Origin of the sequence: Burkholderia sp. RS01, assembly GCF_039748055.1 — a bacterium.
Classification (GTDB): Bacteria; Actinomycetota; Actinomycetes; order Actinomycetales; family Micrococcaceae; genus Arthrobacter.
In genome coordinates this window covers 1-20,499 of record NZ_JBDLAK010000033.1, presented here as the reverse complement: position 1 = coordinate 20,499, position 20,499 = coordinate 1, and the positions used below count along the sequence as shown (strand labels likewise).

The following is a 20,499-nucleotide window of genomic DNA, read 5'->3' as shown; positions in this document are numbered from 1 at the left end:
ACCGGCGCCATATTCAACGAAAGGTACTACCCCATGACCAGTTACGCCTTCCCGGAAGCCCTCACGCTGCCCCAAGCCGCCGACCGGACTGTTTACACGCTCGCCAGCGGGGACCTGAGGCTCAGCGCCAACACCAGCTGCTGGGCCGCCCAGCAGCAGCTCGAGCAGGACTTTTCCGCCGCCGTCGAAAGCCTTGGCTTCCAGGTGGAACGGGCCCACGGGGTCAACCCCGCCACCGGGCACGGCCTCATCGACAGCCAGCGGATGGGCATGGACGTTTTCAGGAACATCCCGCCCACGGCTCCGATTGTGGTGGTGGAAGCGGTGTGGCAGTACTCGCACCACGTCCTTGCAGGGCTCCGGAGCCACCAGGGCCCCATCCTGATCGTCGCGAACTGGTCCGGACAGTTCCCGGGTCTCGTCGGGCTCCTCAACCTGACGGGATCGCTGACCAAGGCAGGGGTGGAGTACTCCGCGCTCTGGAGCGAAGACTTCACCGACGACTGGGCCTTGGGCAACCTCAAGGAGTGGCTGGCGAGTGGCCGCATCGTGCACGACGAGTCCCACGTCCGGGACCTCCCTTCGCTGCGCGACACGGAGGAGACTCGTCTGGGCCGGGCGCTGGCCAGGCAGTTGAAGGAGCAGAAGGCCATCATCGGCATCTTCGACGAAGGATGCATGGGCATGTACAACGCCATCATCGACGACGAGATGCTCAACCCGCTGGGCATCTACAAGGAACGCCTTTCGCAAAGCGCGCTGTTCGCCGAAATGAACCAGGTCGGCGACGACGAGGCCGAAACAGTCAAAAAGTGGCTCGACGACGCAGGATTCACCTTCCATTTCGGCACCGACGAGGCCACCGAACTGACCCCGGCGCAGGTCCGGAGCCAGTTCAAGATGTACATCGCTGCTGTCCGACTCGCCGACGACTTCGGGGCGGACGCCATCGGAATCCAGTACCAGCAGGGACTCAAGGACCTGGTGCCGGCGTCGGACCTCGCCGAGGGTCTCCTGAACAACGTTCAGCGCCCGCCCGTGTTTTCCCGTGACGGGTCCCGCGAACTCTTCGAGGGCCGCGCACTGCCGCACTTCAACGAGGTGGACGAGGGCGTGGCTGTCGACGCGCTGGTGACCAACCGGATCTGGACAGCAATGGGCCTTGACCCGGCCAACACACTGCACGACGTTCGTTGGGGCGAGGAGTACGACGGCGAATTCGTCTGGGTGTTTGAGATCTCCGGATCAGTGCCGGCGTCCCATAACGGCGGCTACGACAAGTCGTACTCGATGCGCCAGCCAGCTATGTTCTTCCCGAAGGGTGGCGGCACGCTGTCTGGTGTCTCGAAGCCTGGGGAGATCGTCTGGTCACGGGTGTTCATCATGGACGGCGAACTGCACCTGGACCTTGGGCGGGGCCATGTGGTCCAGCTCCCGGCGGAGGAAACGCAGCGTCGCCTCAACGCAACCGATCCGCAGTGGCCCATCATGCATGCGGTGCTGAACGGCGTGAGTCGCGACCAACTGATGGCCCGGCACAAGGCCAACCACGCGCAGGTGGTCTACGCTCCGGACGCCGAGACGGCTGACAAAGCGCTGACCGCAAAGGCTGCCTTCTTCGAGGAACTGGGCGTGAAGGTCCACCTGTGCGGCAACGTTTCGCTCTGAGGTAATCACAGCGACAAACATGACCGGGGTGGGTTCCGGCGGCTGGGCACATCTGGCAAGGTGCGGGACCGTCGCCGGAACCGTCGATGCGGGGGTCTATCAACACCGATTTGGCCGTGCCTCGTGCCACGGACGTTCACCGCCAATTTGGAGGGTCTGCAGCGTTTGGGTGCCAGCTTTTTCGCAGGGTTCGCAACCCACAGTTGTCGCCTGGGGGAATCGCGCAGAAGAGTTACCCGCGGGACGAGGAGGTCTCGTGGTCAGGAGTCGGGTCTCGGAACCGCATGAGGGTGACGATCGGTGCAGCTGCGTTGGCCTGCGCCCCACGCCGAGGAGGCGCAGACCATGTCCGAGGAATCTGCAGACACAAGCGGGATCGCGCGGCGCACGATACTGCGCCTGGGCGCGGCCGGGGGCGCCGGCGCCGCACTCGTGGCGGCGCAGGCCTGGGCCGCTCCGCTGCTGGCTCAGCGGGGGCTGCTCTCACCGGACGGCGCTTTCGCCGCCGCGTCGACGGCGCTTGGTGACGGGTTGTTCTACATTGAAAACTTCCCCACGAGCCCGCTGATCATCTCGCCGTTCAGCGACCCGCTGCGCATCCCGAAGGCGCTGGCACCGGTGCCGAAATCCGTCTTCAGCGCCTGGCGGAATCCGCCGGGACCCGGACCGGGCCAGCAGAACTCGCTGCGCAACGAACGGCACCAGGTCTGGACGAGCCAGGTCGGCCTGCCAGACCCGATCGTCTACAAGATCAACCTGCTTCTGCGGACCCACTCGTTCACTACGTCGCAGGTGCTGCCGATCGACTCGAACGGCAGGCCGGCTGTCTCGTTCGATGCTTCCGGCAGGAAATTCGCCGCCGGCACGAAGCGGACCCTGCCTCCGAGCACGATCTACGCGTTCAACGGCACCTTCCTTGGGCCGATGATCAACGCCGAGTACGGCAGGCCGGTCCTGGTCCGGTTCGAGAACCACCTTGACGAGAACCCGCTGAACCTGGACCGCCAGGACTTCGGCTCCCCGGACTTTTCCTTCCTGACCCACCTGCACAACGGCCACTCGGCACCGGAGAGCGACGGTAACCCGCACTATTCGATGGTGGCAGGGCCGAGGCACCCGGGCTTCAGGCCGCGGACGTCTGTCGACAACCTGTACCTGAACCGGCCCGCCGGCAACGATGACCGTGAGAAGCAGAGCTTCTTCTGGTTCCACGACCACACGATGAACCACACCGGCTCGAATGTGTACAAGGGCATGGTGGGCCTGTACCCGATCTATGACCCGAAGAACGGCACGGACATGGGTGACGAGCGGCGGGGGCTGCGTCTGCCGGGGGTCCGCATGAACAACCCGGACGGATCCTTCGACGTCAAATACGATATCCCGCTGGCCTTCACCGACTTCCGGTTCGACGACGGCGTGACCACGCATGAGGATGTCCACGACGGGCTGGGCGAGTTCCCGGCCGCCAAGAACCCGGCCAAGCATCCGGAGTGGTGGGGCAAGACGTTCTACAAGCACTTCCCCAACCACGGATTTGTGGGCGACGTTTTCACTGTGAACGGCACGGCCTCCCCGGTGCTGACGGTGAAGCGGCGCAAGTACCGCTTCCGGTTTCTGGACGCCTCCGTAGCCCGGATCTATGAGTTCAAGCTGATGACCTCAACCAGGGGACCCAAGACCGCCGTTTCCCTCGGCTACAACGGCGACGAACTCCAGGGCCAGTACCGCATCGAGGACGGCCAGCAGTGCATGCAGTTCACCCAGATTGCCACGGACGGCGGGCTCCTGCCATTCCCCATCAAGCGGGATTCCTTTGAGCTGTGGCCGGCCAAGCGCCGCGAGGTGATCGTTGATTTCACGCGGTACCAGGACGGCACGCCCACCACCAAGGGCGACGTCATCTACCTGACGAACGTCATGAAGATGCCCAACGGCCGGATCTGGGCCAACTCGTCCCGGTTCTCACCCGACCCGAAGTACAAGGTGCCGGTCCTGAAGATCGTGATTGGCGACAACGCTCCTGACGACAGCCAAATCCCGGCGGCCCTGCGTCCGCTTCCGCCGCTGCCAGGCAACTGGCAGAACTTGTTGGACAACCGCCTGATCTTCGAGGTGCAGCGCGGGAGCGCGGGCGGGGAGCTCGAATGGCTCATCAACGGCAAACCCTTCGACCCGGCGAACGTGCTGGCAAGCCTGAAAAACCCTGCCGGCCGCACACCCCTGGCCCAGCAAAAGAAGGGCAGCTTCAACCTCTGGGAGCTCCGCAACGGCGGCGGCGGCTGGGTGCACCCCGTGCATCTGCACCAGGAGGAGCACCGGACCGTCATGCGCAACGGCAAGGACGTGACCCGCACGGTGGATCCGGGGCACCCCGATGACGCCTCGAGGGAAGACACCGCAGCGCTCGATCCCGGCGAGTCGGTGATTGTCTACCGGGGATTCAGGGACTTCACGGGGCCGTATGTGGGGCATTGCCACAACCTGGCGCACGAGGACCACGCCATGATGTTCGCCTGGAAGGTCACGCCGTGACGGACGCCGCCCCGCGGGGCATATGTCGCTAAGCCTCTTTGCCCCGGCCGTTTCATAGCCTGACGGCACCTCGCACAAGGAAGTCGGGCGCGCCGAGGCATCCCTGGTCCGCAAGGCCCGGCAGGCGGGCCTGTCCTGGGAGGCGATTGCACTGTGCCTGGGGGTCAGTAAGCAGGCCGTCCACCGCAAATACGGAAAGCAATAGCCTCTCCTCACGGGAAGTATCATCCCGGCCGGCGGCAGGCGCCCATGAATCAGCTGGGCTATGCGGCCACCTCGCTGTTGACCGCTTCGCCCCGGGCCGGGCCCCATGGAATGTGGTGGCCGCATACCCAGTCGAAGTCGCCGGCCGTGCCGCGTGACAGCGAGCGGAAGACCGCCCTGAGGGCCAGGTCCTGGAAGACCCGCTGGAACTGGCCCCTGATCTTCGGCGCCGCATTCCGGCGCCCCCATTCCACCACCGCTTCTGCCCGGCCGCGGCGCTCCGATTCGTAGTGTGCCAAGGCCGGGGTAATGCCTTCCGCCCCGACGCCGAGGAGGCCGCCGCCCAGCGTGACGGCGTCCTCGATGGCCATGGAGGCGCCCTGCCCCGACGACGGCGAGGCCGCGTGGGCGGCATCGCCGACCAGGACCATTCGGCCGCGATGCCAACTCGGAATGGTGGGGAAGTCATAGGTCATGTACGGGGTGATGATGCCGTAGGTGGCTTCAATAATCGCGGCCATCGGTGTACGGTCCCCGGACACGAGACCCGTCAGCCAGTTCTTGAGTGCGGGAGCATCCAGCTCGGCAGCATTGCCGGAAGACCGCTGCAGCGGATTGGCGAACCACCAGATCCTACCGTCCGGGTCCGGCATGTAGCAGTAGAAACAGCGCTTGCCGAAGACCATTTTCATCCGGCCGGACTCAACGTCCAGTGCGGGTCCGCGGCCCGCCGGAACAATCCCGCCGGTGTTGAGCAGCGGGATGCTCCTGGGCTGCGGGGATGAAGGCGCAATGAGCGGGCGTACGGCGGACCGCAGTCCGTCGGCGCCTATCAGGAGGTGGCCGGAAGCGATGGTGTCGTCGTCGAAACGGGCGGTCACGCCATCGGACCCTTCCTCAACGGCCTGCAGGCGCTTGCCGTACTCGATGCGGGCGCCGCGCTCGACGGCCTCGTTGCGGAGCAGGGCGTAGAGCTCCGAGCGGGTCATGGTGCGGGCTGTGGTTCCGTCCGGCAGTGTGCCGCCGTAGTTGAAGTCGGCAAGGTGCCTCCCGGTGCTGCCCAGATACATCGACATGCGTGGCGTGCTGAAGCCCAGGCGGCGGGCGGCATTCTTGAGGCCAAGTGTTTCCAGGGCGTCGAAGCCGTTGACGGCGAGGGTCAGGAAGCCGCCCACGCCGTCGGACGGTTCGGGGTAAGCCTCATAGACCGTGGCCGCATGACCGGCCTTCCGGAGGGCAAGGGCGGTAGACAGCCCGGAAATCCCGGAGCCGATGATCAGGCAGTTCAACATGGCGACGTCCCATCAGGATATTATTTCGTTCGGATGAAAGAAATATAATTTCAGGCGGTGCCGGCGGTCAATCCCTTCGGTCAAACGAAATACTTTTGCTAGCCTCGGAACATGCAAACCGATCAGCGAGAAGCCCTGGTGGCCGCGGTGTACGAGTCGGGCCGGGAACTGTCGACGGCGGCCGTCATGTTCCACACGGCACTGTCCGAGCTGCGCGGGCTCTCCGCGACGGAAGGCAAGGCGATCGACATCCTCATGCGCTTCGGGCCCATGACGGCCGGCGAGTTCGGTGAACATTCCGGGCTCGCGCCTGCGTCAGTGACCGGATTGATGCGGCGGCTGGAGAGCAAGGGCGTCGCCCGCCGGGTCCGGCACACGGACGACAGGCGCAAGGTCCTGATCGAGCTCGTGGGCGACCAGGCAGCCGCGGCGGCACCCTACTTTGCGGACTTCATGGGCGGGCTGGCGGCACTCCTGGAGGGTTACAGCGACGATCAGCTGCGCACGATTGCCGACTATTCCACCCGGTCCGCCCGGATCCAGCAGGAGGCCGCGGGCCGGCTGGCCACGCCACCGTAGGCCGGGACGGCCTGGCGTGACCTTGGCTGCCTAGCCCACATCCGCGGGCTGGCCATCCCGATCGTGCGCGGGATGGGGCGGGCCGGGCGCCGCGCCGGTGCGCTGCGGCTGCCCGCACGTGGCGTTCCCTCTGGCGCGCGTTGGCTTGAGGTTGAAGGTGATGACGCCGACAACGATGAGGGTCAAGGCGACGGCAAGGGCCGGGGTGATGTGCTCGCCAAAGAGCGGGACCGCGACCACTGCCGTCAGGACCGGGCTCATGGCGCCGGTGGCGGCGGAAATACTGCTGCCGAGTGCGCGCACGGCGTAGGCGTAGCAGAGTGTGGACAGCAGCCCTGTCCCGACGCCCTGAAGCGCGGTGAACATCAGCACGTCGGGCAGTTTTGCCGTGCCGTCCGCCAGACTCGATGGCATGAGGCCGGAGATGGCGAGGCCGGCGGCGGCCAGCGCCGAGGGCGCGCAGATAAGAACGACGACGCCAACAGGGTCCAGTTGCGTGCGCCGGAGGCCGACCGTGAGCAGGGCCCAGGCCAGCCCGCCGGCGAGCAGCACGCCGATGCCGGCGAGCGTCGTCGCCGTCGTTGCCTGGAGCGCGCTCGCCGCGACACCCGTGACGATCGCGCCGAGGGCGAGCAGCTGCCGCCCGGGGATACGGCTGCGCCAGGCGAGAAAGGCGGCCGCGGTGACGAACAGGGGTACCGTGCCGGGCACGAGCAGGCCAGTCAGGCCCGCTGTGGTCAGGCGCGCCCCGAGTGCAAAGAGCAGGAAGTGCGGCAATCCGCCGACGAGGAGCAGGAGGAGTGCGTCTGGCTGCTCCCGCCGAAGTGCGCGCACCGTGGGTGGGATCCACGGAATGAGGAGCACCGCCGGCGTCAGGAAGCGGATAAGCGCGACATCGACCGTGGTCAGGCTTGATGCGCCGATTCCCTTGGCCGACAGCGCAAATGAGGACCAAAGAACAATCGTGGCGGCGAGAGCGCCTGCGCCCATCAGCCTCGTATGCACCTGGCTGTTCACCGGCAACTCCCTTCAATCTCCGTCTATGTGAGCAATGTTAGGGAAATGAGTCAGGCAGGCGATTGCCATTTCTGCTGAGAAATTGCCTTCCAGTAGTAGAATCTGCCAATGGTGACCATCGATGACATTGACCGGCATATCCTGCTTGAGCTGCAGCAGGACGGCCGGCTGACGAACCAGGAATTGGCGGACCGCGTGGGCCTATCGCCATCGCCGTGCCTTCGCCGCGTGCGGCATCTGCAGGACAGCGGAGTCATTGCGGGCTACACCGCCGTTGTGTCGCAGGGCGCGGTCGGGCTTGCCATCACGGCCTTTGCCCGGCTGACGCTCCTATCGCACACCCCGCAGGTCGTAGACGCGGTCGAGGCGAAGCTCCGCTCGGTCCCGGAAGTGGTCGAGGCCTACCTGCTCGCCGGTGATGACGACTATCTCGTCAAGATCGTCGTCGATTCGTTCGCCACCTACGAGGAGCTCCTGCGCAAGGACCTCCGCGCCATTCCGTCGCTCGCATCGATCAAGACGACGTTCGCCTTCGCCGTCACAAAACCGCTGTCGCCGCTTCCGATCCCTTGATCGAAGGCCCGTGCCCGGCATAACCGGCGGGCGCGGTTGATGGTTCAGCTCACGCCTGTCTTGGGGGGCCGCTGGACTCGCGGGGGATGAGTGTTGGTACTGATTTCCGGATGGTCGGCTCTTTGCCGGGGTTGACGAGCAAATCGATGGCCGTGCTTGCGATCTGGCTCAGCGGGACACGCACCGATGACAAAGGAATGGGAAGCCTGGCCGCGAGGGGGGTGTCGTTGTATCCGACCAATGCCAGATCCTGTCCGACGGTGATGTGGGAGCGTTGGGCCGCGGCGATGATGCCCATTGCGATGTTGTCGTTGGCGGCGAAAACGGCGGTGGGCCGTTTTCCGGCGCTCCCGCCCAGGAGCGACTCGCCGGCGGAGAGTCCGTTTTCGATTCCGTAGCCGGCGGCGATCAGCCATTCTTCGGGCGGATTGATGCCTGCTTCGTCCAAGGCTCTGCGGGCGCCGGCTAGCCGGCCGACCGCGCTGGAAGTGAAGGACGGGCCGGTGACGACGGCGATCTCGCGGTGGCCCAGGTCGATAAGGTGCCGGACGGCAAGGTAGCCGCCGACGTCGTCGTCTCCGACGGCGGAGGGGCTCACACCGTCGGTGCGGAGCACCAAAGCATGCGCGACGCCCCGCTCACGAAGACGGCGGGGAAGCGCGTCGTCGAGCCGGGCCGTGGCGAGGATGAGCCCGTCCACGTTGCGGTCCAGCAGGGTTTCTGCGGCCCGGCGCTCCTCTTCCGGGTCGTCCCCGCTGGTGGCGACCATGGCGAAGTAGCCGCGGTCCGCTGCTGCGCGCTCGAGCTCCTCGAACATGAGGGCCATCACCGTGTCGCTGAGGCGCGGCACGAGCACTCCCAGGGTCCGGGTTTCCCCGCGGCGCAGGCTCGAGGCGAACGAGTTTCGGCGGTATCCGAGGTCCGATGCCACCTTCCTGACGTGCTGGGCCGCGGCCGAGCGGGATTGGGTGCCGCGTTCGTCCAGGGCGCGGCTGGCCGTGGAAAGGCTCACCCCGCTGGCGGCTGCAACATCCCGCAGTGTGACACTTGGGCCTGGTGCAGCCGGTTCCATGCGAGTACTCCTGTTCGGGATCGTCCTAGAAGACACTCTATTTCCTCCTTGTTCGGAACGTGCCCCTTGACAGTGAGGTGAGCCACACTCCACAATGAAAACGTTCCCGCAAACGTTCTCACATTCTAGCGGGACTACGATCAAGAAGACAGAGGAAGCTCTCATGACCATCGATCTCCGCGGACTTGTTCCCGCACCTGTAACGCCGTTCAACCGGGACGGCAGCGTCGACGTCGACGCCATCCACCGGCTCGGCGGCTGGCTGGCCAGCGTCGAAGGCGTCAAAGGCCTAGTGGTCCTGGGCCACGCCGGCGAAGGGACCTTCCTGACCCAGGACGAGCAGGCACTCGTCATCCGTGAGTTCAAGAACGCTGTCAACGGCGAGATCCCGATCATTGCCGGCATCACCGGGGAGGGGAACACGGTCGCTGCCCTGGAAGCCAAGCGCGCGGTCGAGGCCGGCGCCGAGGCCGGCCTGGTCTATCCGTCCCATGGCTGGCTCCGTTTCGGTTACCAGCAGGGCGCCCCGCAGACCCGCTATAAGGAAATCTACGAAACTTCCGGCCTGCCGCTGATCCTCTTCCAGTACCCGGACGCCACCAAGGCCACCTACGACCTGGAAACCCAGCTCGAGATCGCGGGCCAGGAAGGCGTGTTCGCCACCAAGAACGGTGTGCGGAACATGAAGCGCTGGGACACTGAAATCCCCGTCCTGCGGGCCACCTATCCTGACCTGCAGATCCTGACCTGCCACGACGAGTACCTGCTGCACACCATGTTCGACGTCGACGGCGCACTGGTCGGATACGGCGGACTCGCCCCCGAACCGCTCGTGGAGCTCATCGCCGCCGGCAAGGCCAAGGACTACGCCGCGGCCCGCGCCATCCACGACCGGCTCCTGCCGGTGACCAAGAACGTCTATCACCGCGGGTCGCACATGGAAGGCACAGTCGCCCTCAAGGAAGGCCTCGTTGCCCGCGGCATCCTCGAGCACGCTACCGTCCGGCCTCCGCTGCTTCCCCTGGCCGAAGGCGCCGGCGATGAAATCGCCCTGGCCCTGAAATCCGCCAGCCTGGGCAGCGTCACAGTTCCCGTCTGATCCCCGGATCCAAAGGATGGCGGGCCGTCCGCCCGCCATCCTTTCCAAAACTTTCACTCCACTCTTGGTCAATGAGGACCCCAGCACCGCAGCTGGAGAAGGAGGACTCGCAATGCGCGAGCCGAACAGCACCGCAACCATCCCCAGCGGCCCGGACGCCGCCAGAATCAACGCGCAGCTCGTAGCCAGGCTCGAACGGCTCCCGGTCACGCGACGCCTGACCCTCATCCGCATCATCATCGGGTCAGCAACCTTTTTCGACGCCTACACGGTCCTGGCCATCGCCTTCGCGATGCCCCAGCTCGCGGCCGAATGGCACCTCAGCGCTGGCGAGATCGGAATGATCCTCTCAGCCGGCTACGTCGGCCAGATCTTTGGCTCCCTCTTCTTCGGGCACCTGGCAGAGAGGATCGGACGGCTGCCCGTCCTGCTCATCACCATCCTGCTGTTCGTCACCATGGACATCGCCTGCCTCTTCGCCTGGGGCGCATGGGCCATGATCATCTTCCGCTTCCTCCAAGGCATCGGCACCGGCGGCGAAGTGCCCGTCGCCAGCGCCTACATCAACGAATTCATCGGGGCCAAAAAACGCGGCCGGTTCTTCCTCCTCTACGAGGTGATCTTCCCTGTCGGCCTCATGTTTGCAGGCATCGCCGGCTACTTCCTGGTGCCGGTCTTCGGCTGGAAAGCCATGTTCATCGTCGGTCTCGTCCCCGCGGTACTCACCATCCCCATGCGGGCGCTGATGCCCGAGTCGCCCCGCTGGCTCGCCTCCACGGGACGTGTCAAGAAGGCCGACGCCGTCGTCAGCATGCTCGAAAACGAAGCACTCAAAGCCGGGGCCACCCTGCCCGAACCCGTAGTACGGCCGGTGGACCCCAAGGCCACCGCCCGCTCCGATTGGCGCGAACTCTTCAAAGGCATCTACCGCAAACGCACCTTCACCATCTGGTTCCTGTGGATCTGCGTCTACATGGTCAACAACGGACTCATCACCTGGCTGCCCACACTGTACAAGCAGACCTTCAACCTGCCACTGCAGACCAGCCTCGCCTACGGCTGGGTAACGTCGGCGGTCGGTGTGATCGCTTCGATCCTCTGTGCCCTGCTCATCGACCGGGTCGGCCGCAAGCGCTGGTATTCCGTGGCCTTCCTCGCCTCCACCGTTCCCCTCATCATCCTCACGGCCCTGGGAGCCGTCTCAGCGACGCAGGTCGTTGTGTTCGCCAGCGTCGCCTACGCCATTCTGCAGACAATTTCGTTCTCGCTGTACCTCTACTCCGCCGAGCTCTACCCGACCCGGCTCCGTGCCATCGGCACCGGCTTCGGCAGTGCATGGCTGCGCGCGGGGTCCGCCGTCGGACCGCTCCTCGTCGGATGGATCGTCGACAACTTCGGCGTCAGCTACGTCTTCACCGTGTTCGCGGCCGTCGCCCTCATCGGAGGCCTCATCACCATCGTCTTCGCCATCGAAACCAAGGGCCGCGTCCTCGAAGAGCTCTCGCCCTAACCGGCAGCGGCCCAGACCTCGGCGAGGCTGGGCCGCTGCTGTGCCCTCCTGATCGTGCGGCAGGTCAACCAGGGGGCGCACTTGGTGTCATGGCTGATTCTGAAGCGGTAACGACTCGACACTCGACAGGAGGCCGCTCTTCGGCTGGCGGATGGCGACGCGTCAGCATCTGAGGCTTTCGGGGCCGCGTTTCGCCTGGTGCCGGGGCCGGAGCGTGAGGACGCAATACACCGGGCATCCGTCGAAGCGGCCAAGGCATCCGCTGTTCTGACTTTCGATCTCGCCGCGCTCACATCCACAGGCGCCACGCTCGAAAGCATCCGAAAGGAGCATCCAGCCTGGTGGGCGATGGTCGAGCATCTGAACGCCGCGCTTGATCGGATCGACGAGCTCAATGCCGAGGTAGATCACCGCGCCGCCCCGACCGACGCCGTCTGATGCGCGCAAAGTCCGGCCGGCCCGGCGCGGACGCCAACGGCCGTACCACATCCGGGCCGCGGGTCTCGCGGAGGTCGGCGGCTGGGTGAAGCACTTCGAGCACTACTGGACCCAGCGAGTCGACGCGCTGGCCAACCCGGCGCGCTGATCAGTTTCCTGTTCTCCGAGGGCCAGCTAGACACCACCGTGACGTGGCGGCTCGAGGCGGCCGAGGACGGGACCGTCCCGCACCTTGAACACCAGGGCTTTCGGCTCGACACTCCCATGGGCCAGCAGGCCTTCGAGGGCATGGGCAACGGGTGGCCGGGCCTGGTTTCCCGGATCGACGGGGTTCTCTCCGGCGTGTCCTGATTCGGCCGCACGGTTCTGGTGCCGTTCGCCTGGACGGCCCGTTCCCCGCTGTAACGGACAATGGAAGGCATGACCTTTACGACGCTAGCCCTTGTCCGCCATGGCCAGACAGACTGGAACGCGCAGCGCCGGCTGCAGGGATCCACGGACATTCCGCTGAACGACGTCGGCCGCGGCCAGGCCCGCGACGCCGTCGCCGTCCTGCAGGACTACCAGTGGGACGCCGTCGTGTCCTCGCCGCTGAGCCGTGCCGCCGAGACCGCCAACCTGATTGCCGCCGGGCTGGGGCTCAGCGTTGACCGGCGCGTGCCCGAGCTCGCCGAGCGTAGCTTCGGACCCGCGGAGGGCCTGCAGGCCGGCCCTGAACTGGAAGCACTGCGCACGCCTGATGGCGGTTTCCGCGGCGCAGAAAGCGAGGACGCGGCGGCCTCTCGCGGGTTGGCCGCGCTGGAAGCATTGGCCGAGGAGTTCCGCGGCCGCCGCGTCCTGGTCGTCGCCCACGGCACGCTCCTCCGGGTGAGCCTCGGCCTCGCCATCGGCCGCACCCTGCAGAGCATCGACAACGCCGTGCTCAACCTGGCCCACCACCATGCTGTTGACGGCTGGGAGCTGGAATACTTCAACGGCGAGCGGGTAGCGGCCGCCGTCGAGGTCTGACCCGGCGGGCTCAACTGGCGGGCTGGAACCATTCCCCGGCCTTCATGACCGCCGCAACCTCGAGGTCCCCGCCGAGAACCACCAGATCCGCACGCAGGCCCTGCCTAATCCGGCCGACGTCGGTTAGCCCCAGCATGTCCGCCGGATTCTGCGTGGCTGCGCGGACTGCGTCGGCGAGCGGGATGCCCGCGTGACGGACCGCGTGCCGCACTGCGGCATCGAGCGTGAGGATGCTGCCGGCGATGGCGCCGTTGCTGACCAGCCGGGCCTCGCCGTCGGCCACCCGGACCTCGAGCCCGCCGAGATCATACGTTCCCTCGTGGGCGCACGCCGCCGCCATGGCATCCGTGACAAAAACGGCCCGGGCCGGGCTGCCCGCGATGAAGCGGACCAGCGACGGGTGCAGGTGCACGCCGTCGGCTATCACCTCGGCGAAAACTGCCGGGTCCTCCAGCAGCGCCAGGGCAGGCCCGGGTTCGCGGTGGTGGAGTGACCGCATCGCGTTAAACACGTGCGTCCCGGCAGTGGCGCCCCTCGCGATCGCCTGGCGGGCCAGGTCATAGTCGGCGCCGGTATGCCCGACGGCGGCCACCGCGCCGTAGCCGGTGATCTGCCGGATGGCCGCGAGGCCGCCTTCCAGCTCAGGGGCGATGGTGACCATTTTGATCGTGCCCCGGCCGGCCAGCATGAGCCGGTCGATGCTGGCCGCGTCCGGGGTCCGCAGCAGGCTCTTGGTGTGCGCGCCCCGGTGGTACGGGCTGAGCCAGGGCCCCTCTAGGTGGATTCCCGCCAGCACGCCCTCTTCCACCAGGTCCGCCAGCGCCGCCACCGCGGCCTCAAGGTGCTCCAGGGAGGCCGTGACGAGGCTCGCCATGAGCGTGGTGGTCCCGTGCTCACGGTGCACTGCGGCGATCCGGACCGCGGCGGCCGCGGGATCAGCGTCATTGAAGCTGAAGCCGCCGCCGCCGTGGATGTGGGCGTCAATGAAGCCGGGGGCCAGTGTCCCGTCCGGATAGCTGGCGTCTGGCTCGCGGGGCGGGGTCCCGCTGCCCGCGGCGCTGATGCGGCCTGACCGGACTTCCACCCAGCCCGGCTCGAGGACAGCCTCGGGCGTGATCACCCGGGCGGCCGAGATGAGCGTCGGACTCACCAGGTTTCCGTGATCTTGCGCAGGCCCCGGGGCGAGTCCGGATCCCGGTGGCGGGCCGCTGCCATGGCGTGGGCCAGGCGCTGCAGCGGCAGTATCTCGAGGACCGGAGCGAGCCGTTCGCTGACGGCCGGGAGGGGCACCACATGGTTCTGCGGGCGGGCCGCCGCGGGGTCGCCCACCAGGCAGACGTCGGCCCCGCGCGCCGCCAGGCGCTCCATCACCGGCTGCAGGGCGCGTCCGCCGGCGCCCGGGGAGGCGATCGCGATGACGGGACGGTCCTCGTCGATCATCGCGAACGGTCCGTGCAGGAGATCGGCTCCGGAGAAGGCATGAGCGGCCAGATAGGACGTTTCCATCAGTTTCAACGCCGCCTCCCGTGCGGTGGGATATGAGAATCCGCGCCCGGTGGTGATGATGTGGTTCACGTAGCGGTAGCGGTCTGCCACCTCCAGTATCTCCGGTCTGGCCAAAACATCCGCCGCGTGGCCGGGCAGGGCCAGCGCATCGGTCCCGGCACCGCCGGCCCAGGCGTCGATGAGCAGCCAGAGCGCCAGCAGCTGGGAGGTGTAACTCTTGGTGGCGGCCACGGCACGCTCCGGGCCGGCCAGAATGTCCAGGTGGTGCCGGGCCGCGCCGGCCAGGGGCGAGGACGGCGCATTGGTCACCGCAACGGTGAGCGCGCCGCCGCGGGCGGCCGCGGCGGTGGAGTCCACCAGGTCGGGGGATCCGCCCGACTGGCTCACGGCCAGCCAGAGGACCCCGTCCATCTTGGGTTCCGCGCGGTACACGGTAAGGCTCGACGGCGACGCGAGCCCTGCCGGCAGGCCCAGGACGGTCTCGATGAGGTACTTCGCGTACAGGGCGGCGTGGTCGCTCGTGCCCCTGGCGGCCAGGAGGACGTACCGGATGTCCGCGTCCCGAAGGACGGCGGCCAGGCGGCGGATCTCGGGGCGGCCGTGGTCGAGCTGCCGGGCGAGGGCCTCTGGCTGCTCGAGGATTTCGGCGGCCATCAGCACGCCGGGAGGCTGGGTGGCGGCGCCGGCTGCGGCAAGGGTGGTGTTCGGCGTTGTCATGTGTCTCCTCGAAAGGGGCTTGGGGGTGGGTGCTTTTGAAGCGGGAAACAGAAGGGGGCAGGGTGTTCAGGCCGGGACGGGGCGGTGCTGGTGGGCTGGCGCGGCGACGTCGTCGAGGGCCAGTTTCACGGCGCCCCAGGCGGGGGCCCGGTCCAGCACCCGCACGTCGGCCAGGCCGCGTTCTCCCAGAAGCTCCCTGACCCGGCCGGCCAGGACCGGCTGGTTGACCAGCATCCCGCCAGCCAGCAGGACAGGCGCACCGGCGTGTCCGGGCGCGGCGGGGACGGTTCCCAGCCTCTCGCTGACCGCGGCGGCGAGACCGGACAGGTACCGGGCGGCGTCGTCGACGATCGCGGTGCCGACCCGGTCGCCCCGGGCCGCAAGATCGAAGACCGCTCCGGCCAGGCCGGCCCAATACCGGCGCTCCGGGTTCCGGTAGAACAGGTCCAGCAGGTCCGCGGGCTCAGCAGTGCCGGTCCGTTCCAGAAGCTGGGCGGTCAGCGGCCCGGCGGGCAGGCCGCCGTCGTGCTCCGAAAGAGCGTTGCGGACCGCACTGCGGGCCACCGCGTAACCGCTGCCCTCGTCGCCCAGCAGGTATCCCCAGCCGCCTGCCCTCGCCTCGCGGCCTTCGCCGGTCCGTGCCCAGGCCGCGGAGCCGGTGCCGGAGATGAGCACCGTGCCGGCGTCGAGCCCTCCGGCGGCGAGGATGATGCGGGTGTCATGGACCACGCGGATCCGTGCGCCGGGAAACCGGCGGGACAGCAGGGCGGCCAGGCGGTCCCGGCCGTCGCGCGTGTCCGCCCCGGCTGCACCGGCGAAGACGGCGTGTATTCCGTGGCTGGTACGGTTTCCCGCGCCGAGCCGGCCGGCGATCTCGTCCAGTGCCGAGGCTGCTGCCTCGTGCCCGACGGAGGCGATGTTCGCGCTGCCCGCCGTGCACTCGGCGACGCTGGCGCCGCCGCCGTCGGTAAGAATGGCGTGGGTCTTGGAGCCGCCGATATCCAGGCCCAGGACCCGCATCACTTGGCCGCCGGCTTGCTGCCGGTGGCTTCCGGCCAGCGGGCGCCGTTTTCCCAGTAGTGGCGGATTTCCTCGAGGTTCCGGCCCTTGGTCTCCGGGGCGAGGCGGTGGACAAAGATGAATCCGGCGATGGCCAGCACACCGAACACGGCGAAGGTGCCGGCGCCGCCCAGGCGCTGCAGCATGGTGAGGAAGAACGCCGCGACAATCACGTTGGCCACGAGGTCCGAGGTCAGCATGGCGCTGGCGCCCAGGGAGCGGAGCCGGGCGGGGAAGGACTCGCCGGCGTAGACCCAGACCAGCGCGCCGAAGCCGAAGGTGAAGCCGACAGTGAAAAGCAGGACTCCCAGGAACCCGATGACGGTCAGGGCGCCGCCGAAGTCACGTCCGGCCATGAATACGCCCACCAGGATGACGTTGGCGGCGATCATCATGCCGATGCCGCCGAGCAGGATGGGCCGGCGTCCCACCCGGTCCACCAGCGAGAGCGACACGAAGACGGCGACCAGCGACGCCGCCTGGACCAGCGCCGGCAGCAGGAGGAGCGCGGCGTTGCCGGTGAAGCCCATCGCCTCGAAGATCCGCGGGCTGTAGTAAACCACGGCGTTGATGCCCGTGATCTGGATGAAGAAGCCGAGGCCGACGACGAAGACGGTCGCCTTGAGGTAGGGGGAGCGCAGCATCTCCCGCAGGCCTCCGCCGCGTTCCTCGCTGATGGCACGCTGCATGTCGACCAGTTCGGCGTCCACGTCGGCGTCGGGTTCAATGGAGGACAGCGTGCGGCGGGCATCTTCCTTGCGTCCGCGCATCATGTACCACCGGGCGGTGTCCGGGAGGCGGAGCGTGACGGCAAGGACCGCGACGGCGGGAACTGCGGCGAGGCCCAGCATCAGGCGCCAGTTCTCGGATGCGGACAGCGCGTAGGCGGCGAGGTACCCGACGATGATGCCGATGACGGTGGCCACCTGGTAGGCCACGAGCAGGGCGCCGCGCACCTTCGGGGGCGCAGATTCCGCCACAAAGACGGGCACCACAACCACCGAAATGCCGATGGTGAGGCCGAGCAGGAGGCGTGCGACGAGCAGCATCGGGACGTCGGCCGCGAGGGCACTGAGCACCGCGAAGACGGCATACGCTCCGGCGACGCCCACCATGCAGGCCTTCCGGCCGATCTTGTTCGCGAGCCAGCCGCCCAGGACGGCACCGAGCACTTCGCCGATGACGACGGCGGTGGTCACCAGCTCCTGCTGGCTGGTGGAGAGCTGGAATTCCTTGGTGATGAACAGCAGGGCGCCGGCAATATTCGACAGGTCGTAGCCGTAGATAATTCCGATGGTCGCGGCGGTGCCGCCGACCAGAAGCCCGAGACGGGGAGTTTGGCGCAGGTCTTGCAGGAACGACATCATTGGGTCCTTGTGCGTGGGGAAATGTGGGGGAGTGTGTCCGGGGCGGGGCCCCGGAGGATTGGTATAAACCAATTTCTCCTATTTTGGCGTAGACCAATTTTCCTGTCAATAGGTAATATCGGATCCATGGAGACCCCCGCCGCTGCCGCGCTGCCCAAGTACTACGTACTCAAGGAGCAGATCCTCACCCTCATCGAGGACGCGGTCCCGGGAACGCTGATTCCGACGGAGCGGGCGCTCGCCGAGCAATACGGCACGTCCCGCACCACGGTGCGGCAGGCGATCGGCGAACTCGTGGCGGAGGGCCGCCTCGACCGCACCCAGGGGAGGGGCACGTTCGTCGCGCCGCCCAAGGTGACGCACGTCCGCCAGCTCACCTCGTTCACCGACGACGCGGCAAGCCAGGGGATGACCGCCTCCGCGCGGATCCTGGACATCAGCGAGGTGCCGGCGGATACCGTGACCGCCAAGCGGCTGGCCGTGGAACCGGGCACCGGCGTGCACCGGGTGGAGCGCATCAGGCTGGTCAACGGCGAACCCCTCGCCCACGAAACGGCGTTCCTCGCGGGCGACCTGCCGGATCTTGCAGGCAAGGTGGAGGCCCGGGGATCGCTGTACTCGGCCCTGCGCGAAGACTACGGAATCCGCATCAGCGAAGTCGAGGATACGGTGGAGACCAAGCTCGCCGGCCCCGAGGAGGTCCGGTTGCTGGACGTGGAAATGGGGGCGCCCATGCTGCTGGTGCACCGGCTCGGCCTCGACCCCGACGGCCGGGCCGTTGAGTGGACGGAATCGGTCTTCAGGGGCGACCGGTTCCGCTTCGTGGCGCGGATGCACGTCTAGGAGTGCGGCCCGCCTAAGACTCCGGCCCGGCCGGCGGTTCCTGACGCCGCACGGCGCCACATTAACCTATGTTGCGCCCAGCGTCGGACGGTGTCGCCGGGCATTGAGAAGTATGTAGCCGGGTGGTTGTGTGGGTCCACAAGCATCGACGGGGTGGCCCAGCGCCCTCCTTGAATCGGGGGGCCATGATTACAGCTTTGGTTCACAGGATCCGGACGCAGTGCAGCGCGGAACTGAATCTCTTCCGCAGCCAGGTGCACGCCCTGGCCTGGCAGGACATCGGCCCCGGAGGCCTGGACGCAGCGGCCACCACCATGGCCCGCCGGCCCTGCCTGGCCACTCCCGGCGTGTCCGTGGAGATCGTCGGCTTCACGCGCTGGCTTCCCGGTCACGGGAGTACGGCGGTGGGCGTGGCGGTGGCCATGAACCTTCAGCCCGACCGGAGGGCATCAAGCGTCCACTGGGAGGAAGCCCACGCATGGGCCGGCGCGGTGGCCGAGGCGCCGTGGGTGATGGCCGAATACATCGGAAGCCAGGAGAGCCCCGGCGGGATGGTCTTTCACTATGCGTTGAAGTCCGCCGAAGATCTATACAGTTTCGCGGAAGGCCCGACGGCGTAATAGGCGCCTTGCGCAGGACAAGACCGACCGCGCTAAAGCCCGGCCACAAAAGATCGGCAAACAGCAAAGGTCCGGCGGGAATGAACTGCTCCCCGAAAGTTGGACTGAGAAATCAGTTCTAACTTTTAGGGAGCAGCTTTATGCATGGAAGAAGTTCGTTGTCCGAGGAGCAGCGCGAGGCCGCGGTAGCGTTGTTTGAAACGGGTTGGGGTGCTTGGGCGGTAGCGACCCGACTCGGAGTAGGTAGAGGTGCCATCAAACGTTTGTATGGTCGATGGCGGACGCGCGGAGGTACGACGCTGGTGGCGAAGCCAACACGACCGGTGTTCTCGTTTGAGTTCAAACTTGATGCTGTCCAGCGATACCGTGCAGGTGAGCCCAAAGTCGCCTTGGCGAAAGACCTTGGGCTGTCCTCTCCACTGTTGCTCGAGAAGTGGGCGCGACAATACCGAACCGAAGGCGAGGACGGGCTGCGGCCCAAGCCGAAAGGCCGCCCGAAGACGAATCCCGGGACAGCAAGGAAACCTGAGCCTGAGGTAGAGCGACTGCGCCGAGAGAATGAACGCCTTCGCGCAGAGGTGGCCTTCCTGGGAAAAGTAAACGCCTTGAGGGACGAGGAACAGCGCTAAAGGTCCGCGCTGTCATCGCTCTCAAGGCTGAACACCGCTTGGAAATTCTCCTGGACGTCGCGGGATTACCCCGGTCCACGTTCTTCTACCACCAGTCCCGCCTCCAAGGCCCCGATCCGAGGGCCTCCCTGAAGGCCGCTGTCACAGAAATTTTCGAGAAGAGCCGGGCCCGGTACGGGCACCGCCGCGTCCACGCCGAGCTGACCAAGCAAGGCTGGAAGATCGCGAAGAAGACCGTGCTGAAGCTGATGCGTTCGCTGCGGCTGGTCTGCAAGGTCCGGAGGAAAAAGCGCTATAGCTCTTACCAAGGCGAGCAGGGCGTTATTGCGCCGAATCTGCTGAAACGCCAATTCGACGCGGATGCCCCGAATAAGAAGTGGGTTACCGATGTGACCGAGTTCAGCGTGGGTGACCAGAAGCTCTACCTTTCGCCGGTCATGGACCTCTTCGACCGGCAGATCATCTCCTACGCCATTGGAAGCTCTCCCAATCTGGAGCTGGCTAATGCCTCGCTGCGCGAGGCTTTAGCCACCTTGAAGGACGGGCAGAAACCACTCGTGCACTCCGATCAGGGATTCCAATACCAGCACAGGCTCTGGCGCCTACTCCTGCAGAACGCCGGCGCGGTCCAATCGATGTCCCGCAAAGCCAACTCCCTCTTAACCGGCTATTGTGATCGTTTCCCCAGGTCAGCGACACGCCATGCCACGGGGCCTTCCTTGTGATCTGGATCACTGCTGGTACACCTGTTCTTCATGAACAG

The 20,499-nt window shown here is 66.7% G+C and carries 17 protein-coding genes and 1 pseudogene; 11 read left to right on the top strand and 7 right to left on the bottom strand.

All coding sequences use genetic code 11. The features are described from left to right. The first annotated feature begins 33 nt into the window (after positions 1–33). Entirely contained in the window at positions 34–1,668 is a 1,635-nt protein-coding gene (locus tag ABFP37_RS21255; RefSeq protein WP_347034852.1) for a hypothetical protein, read from the top strand. A 345-nt stretch (positions 1,669–2,013) separates the two neighbouring features. Further along, complete coding sequence (locus tag ABFP37_RS21250) at positions 2,014–4,203, top strand: multicopper oxidase domain-containing protein (protein ID WP_347034851.1); 2,190 nt, start codon at positions 2,014–2,016, stop codon at positions 4,201–4,203. A gap of 263 nt (positions 4,204–4,466) precedes the next feature. On the opposite strand, the gene ABFP37_RS21245 is transcribed toward ABFP37_RS21250, so the two are convergent. Continuing rightward, positions 4,467–5,699 carry an NAD(P)/FAD-dependent oxidoreductase gene (locus tag ABFP37_RS21245; protein WP_347034850.1) on the bottom strand — a complete coding sequence of 411 codons (1,233 nt, stop codon included), beginning with the start codon at positions 5,697–5,699 and terminating at the stop codon, positions 4,467–4,469. Positions 5,700–5,810: 111 nt separating this feature from the next. Here ABFP37_RS21245 and ABFP37_RS21240 point away from each other — a divergent pair, with 111 nt between their 5' ends. Further along, positions 5,811–6,278, top strand: a complete 468-nt coding sequence (locus tag ABFP37_RS21240) for a MarR family transcriptional regulator (RefSeq protein WP_347034849.1) — start codon at positions 5,811–5,813, stop codon at positions 6,276–6,278. Between the two features lie 30 nt (positions 6,279–6,308). Here ABFP37_RS21240 and ABFP37_RS21235 read toward each other — a convergent pair whose 3' ends face one another. Beyond that, the gene (locus ABFP37_RS21235) at positions 6,309–7,283 is read right to left on the bottom strand and encodes a DMT family transporter (protein ID WP_347034848.1); all 975 of its coding nucleotides are present in this window, start codon (positions 7,281–7,283) and stop codon (positions 6,309–6,311) included. A 120-nt stretch (positions 7,284–7,403) separates the two neighbouring features. Here ABFP37_RS21235 and ABFP37_RS21230 point away from each other — a divergent pair, with 120 nt between their 5' ends. Next, positions 7,404–7,868: an Lrp/AsnC family transcriptional regulator gene (locus tag ABFP37_RS21230; protein WP_056623766.1), complete on the top strand. Its 465-nt coding sequence runs from the start codon at positions 7,404–7,406 to the stop codon at positions 7,866–7,868. Between the two features lie 49 nt (positions 7,869–7,917). On the opposite strand, the gene ABFP37_RS21225 is transcribed toward ABFP37_RS21230, so the two are convergent. Beyond that, on the bottom strand, positions 7,918–8,940 hold the full coding sequence (locus ABFP37_RS21225; RefSeq protein ID WP_347034847.1) for a LacI family DNA-binding transcriptional regulator: 1,023 nt from the start codon (positions 8,938–8,940) through the stop codon (positions 7,918–7,920). 163 nt (positions 8,941–9,103) lie between these two features. Between ABFP37_RS21225 and ABFP37_RS21220 the strand changes: the two genes are divergently transcribed. The 4 genes from ABFP37_RS21220 to ABFP37_RS21205 all read left to right on the top strand — a co-directional run bounded on the left by ABFP37_RS21220 (position 9,104) and on the right by ABFP37_RS21205 (position 12,995). Beyond that, complete coding sequence (locus ABFP37_RS21220; RefSeq protein WP_347034846.1) at positions 9,104–10,039, top strand: dihydrodipicolinate synthase family protein; 936 nt, start codon at positions 9,104–9,106, stop codon at positions 10,037–10,039. A 112-nt stretch (positions 10,040–10,151) separates the two neighbouring features. Beyond that, positions 10,152–11,549 (top strand): MFS transporter, encoded by a 1,398-nt coding sequence (locus tag ABFP37_RS21215; protein WP_347034845.1) that lies wholly within the window; start codon positions 10,152–10,154, stop codon positions 11,547–11,549. Between the two features lie 624 nt (positions 11,550–12,173). Continuing rightward, the gene (locus ABFP37_RS21210; RefSeq protein ID WP_347034844.1) at positions 12,174–12,338 is read left to right on the top strand and encodes a hypothetical protein; all 165 of its coding nucleotides are present in this window, start codon (positions 12,174–12,176) and stop codon (positions 12,336–12,338) included. Between the two features lie 69 nt (positions 12,339–12,407). Then, positions 12,408–12,995, top strand: coding sequence for a histidine phosphatase family protein (locus tag ABFP37_RS21205; protein WP_078027604.1), 588 nt, complete (start codon positions 12,408–12,410; stop codon positions 12,993–12,995). Positions 12,996–13,005: 10 nt separating this feature from the next. On the opposite strand, the gene nagA is transcribed toward ABFP37_RS21205, so the two are convergent. From nagA to ABFP37_RS21185, 4 genes are all read right to left on the bottom strand, one after another. Beyond that, positions 13,006–14,145, bottom strand: coding sequence for an N-acetylglucosamine-6-phosphate deacetylase (gene nagA / locus ABFP37_RS21200; RefSeq protein ID WP_347034843.1), 1,140 nt, complete (start codon positions 14,143–14,145; stop codon positions 13,006–13,008). Beyond that, positions 14,142–15,218 carry an SIS domain-containing protein gene (locus ABFP37_RS21195; RefSeq protein ID WP_347034842.1) on the bottom strand — a complete coding sequence of 359 codons (1,077 nt, stop codon included), beginning with the start codon at positions 15,216–15,218 and terminating at the stop codon, positions 14,142–14,144. The genes nagA and ABFP37_RS21195 overlap by 4 nt, the downstream gene beginning before the upstream one ends. 66 nt (positions 15,219–15,284) lie before the next feature. Next, complete coding sequence (locus tag ABFP37_RS21190) at positions 15,285–16,238, bottom strand: BadF/BadG/BcrA/BcrD ATPase family protein (protein WP_347034867.1); 954 nt, start codon at positions 16,236–16,238, stop codon at positions 15,285–15,287. Beyond that, complete coding sequence (locus tag ABFP37_RS21185) at positions 16,238–17,641, bottom strand: sugar porter family MFS transporter (RefSeq protein WP_347034841.1); 1,404 nt, start codon at positions 17,639–17,641, stop codon at positions 16,238–16,240. The genes ABFP37_RS21190 and ABFP37_RS21185 overlap by 1 nt, the downstream gene beginning before the upstream one ends. 129 nt (positions 17,642–17,770) lie before the next feature. Between ABFP37_RS21185 and ABFP37_RS21180 the strand changes: the two genes are divergently transcribed. The 3 genes and pseudogenes from ABFP37_RS21180 to ABFP37_RS21170 form a co-directional block, all read left to right on the top strand. Beyond that, positions 17,771–18,487, top strand: coding sequence for a GntR family transcriptional regulator (locus ABFP37_RS21180; RefSeq protein WP_078027609.1), 717 nt, complete (start codon positions 17,771–17,773; stop codon positions 18,485–18,487). Between the two features lie 185 nt (positions 18,488–18,672). Beyond that, entirely contained in the window at positions 18,673–19,107 is a 435-nt protein-coding gene (locus tag ABFP37_RS21175) for a hypothetical protein (protein ID WP_078027610.1), read from the top strand. Positions 19,108–19,729: 622 nt separating this feature from the next. Then, positions 19,730–20,461 (top strand): annotated as a pseudogene (locus ABFP37_RS21170) (IS3 family transposase); the annotation flags it as partial. Positions 20,462–20,499: the final 38 nt, after the last annotated feature.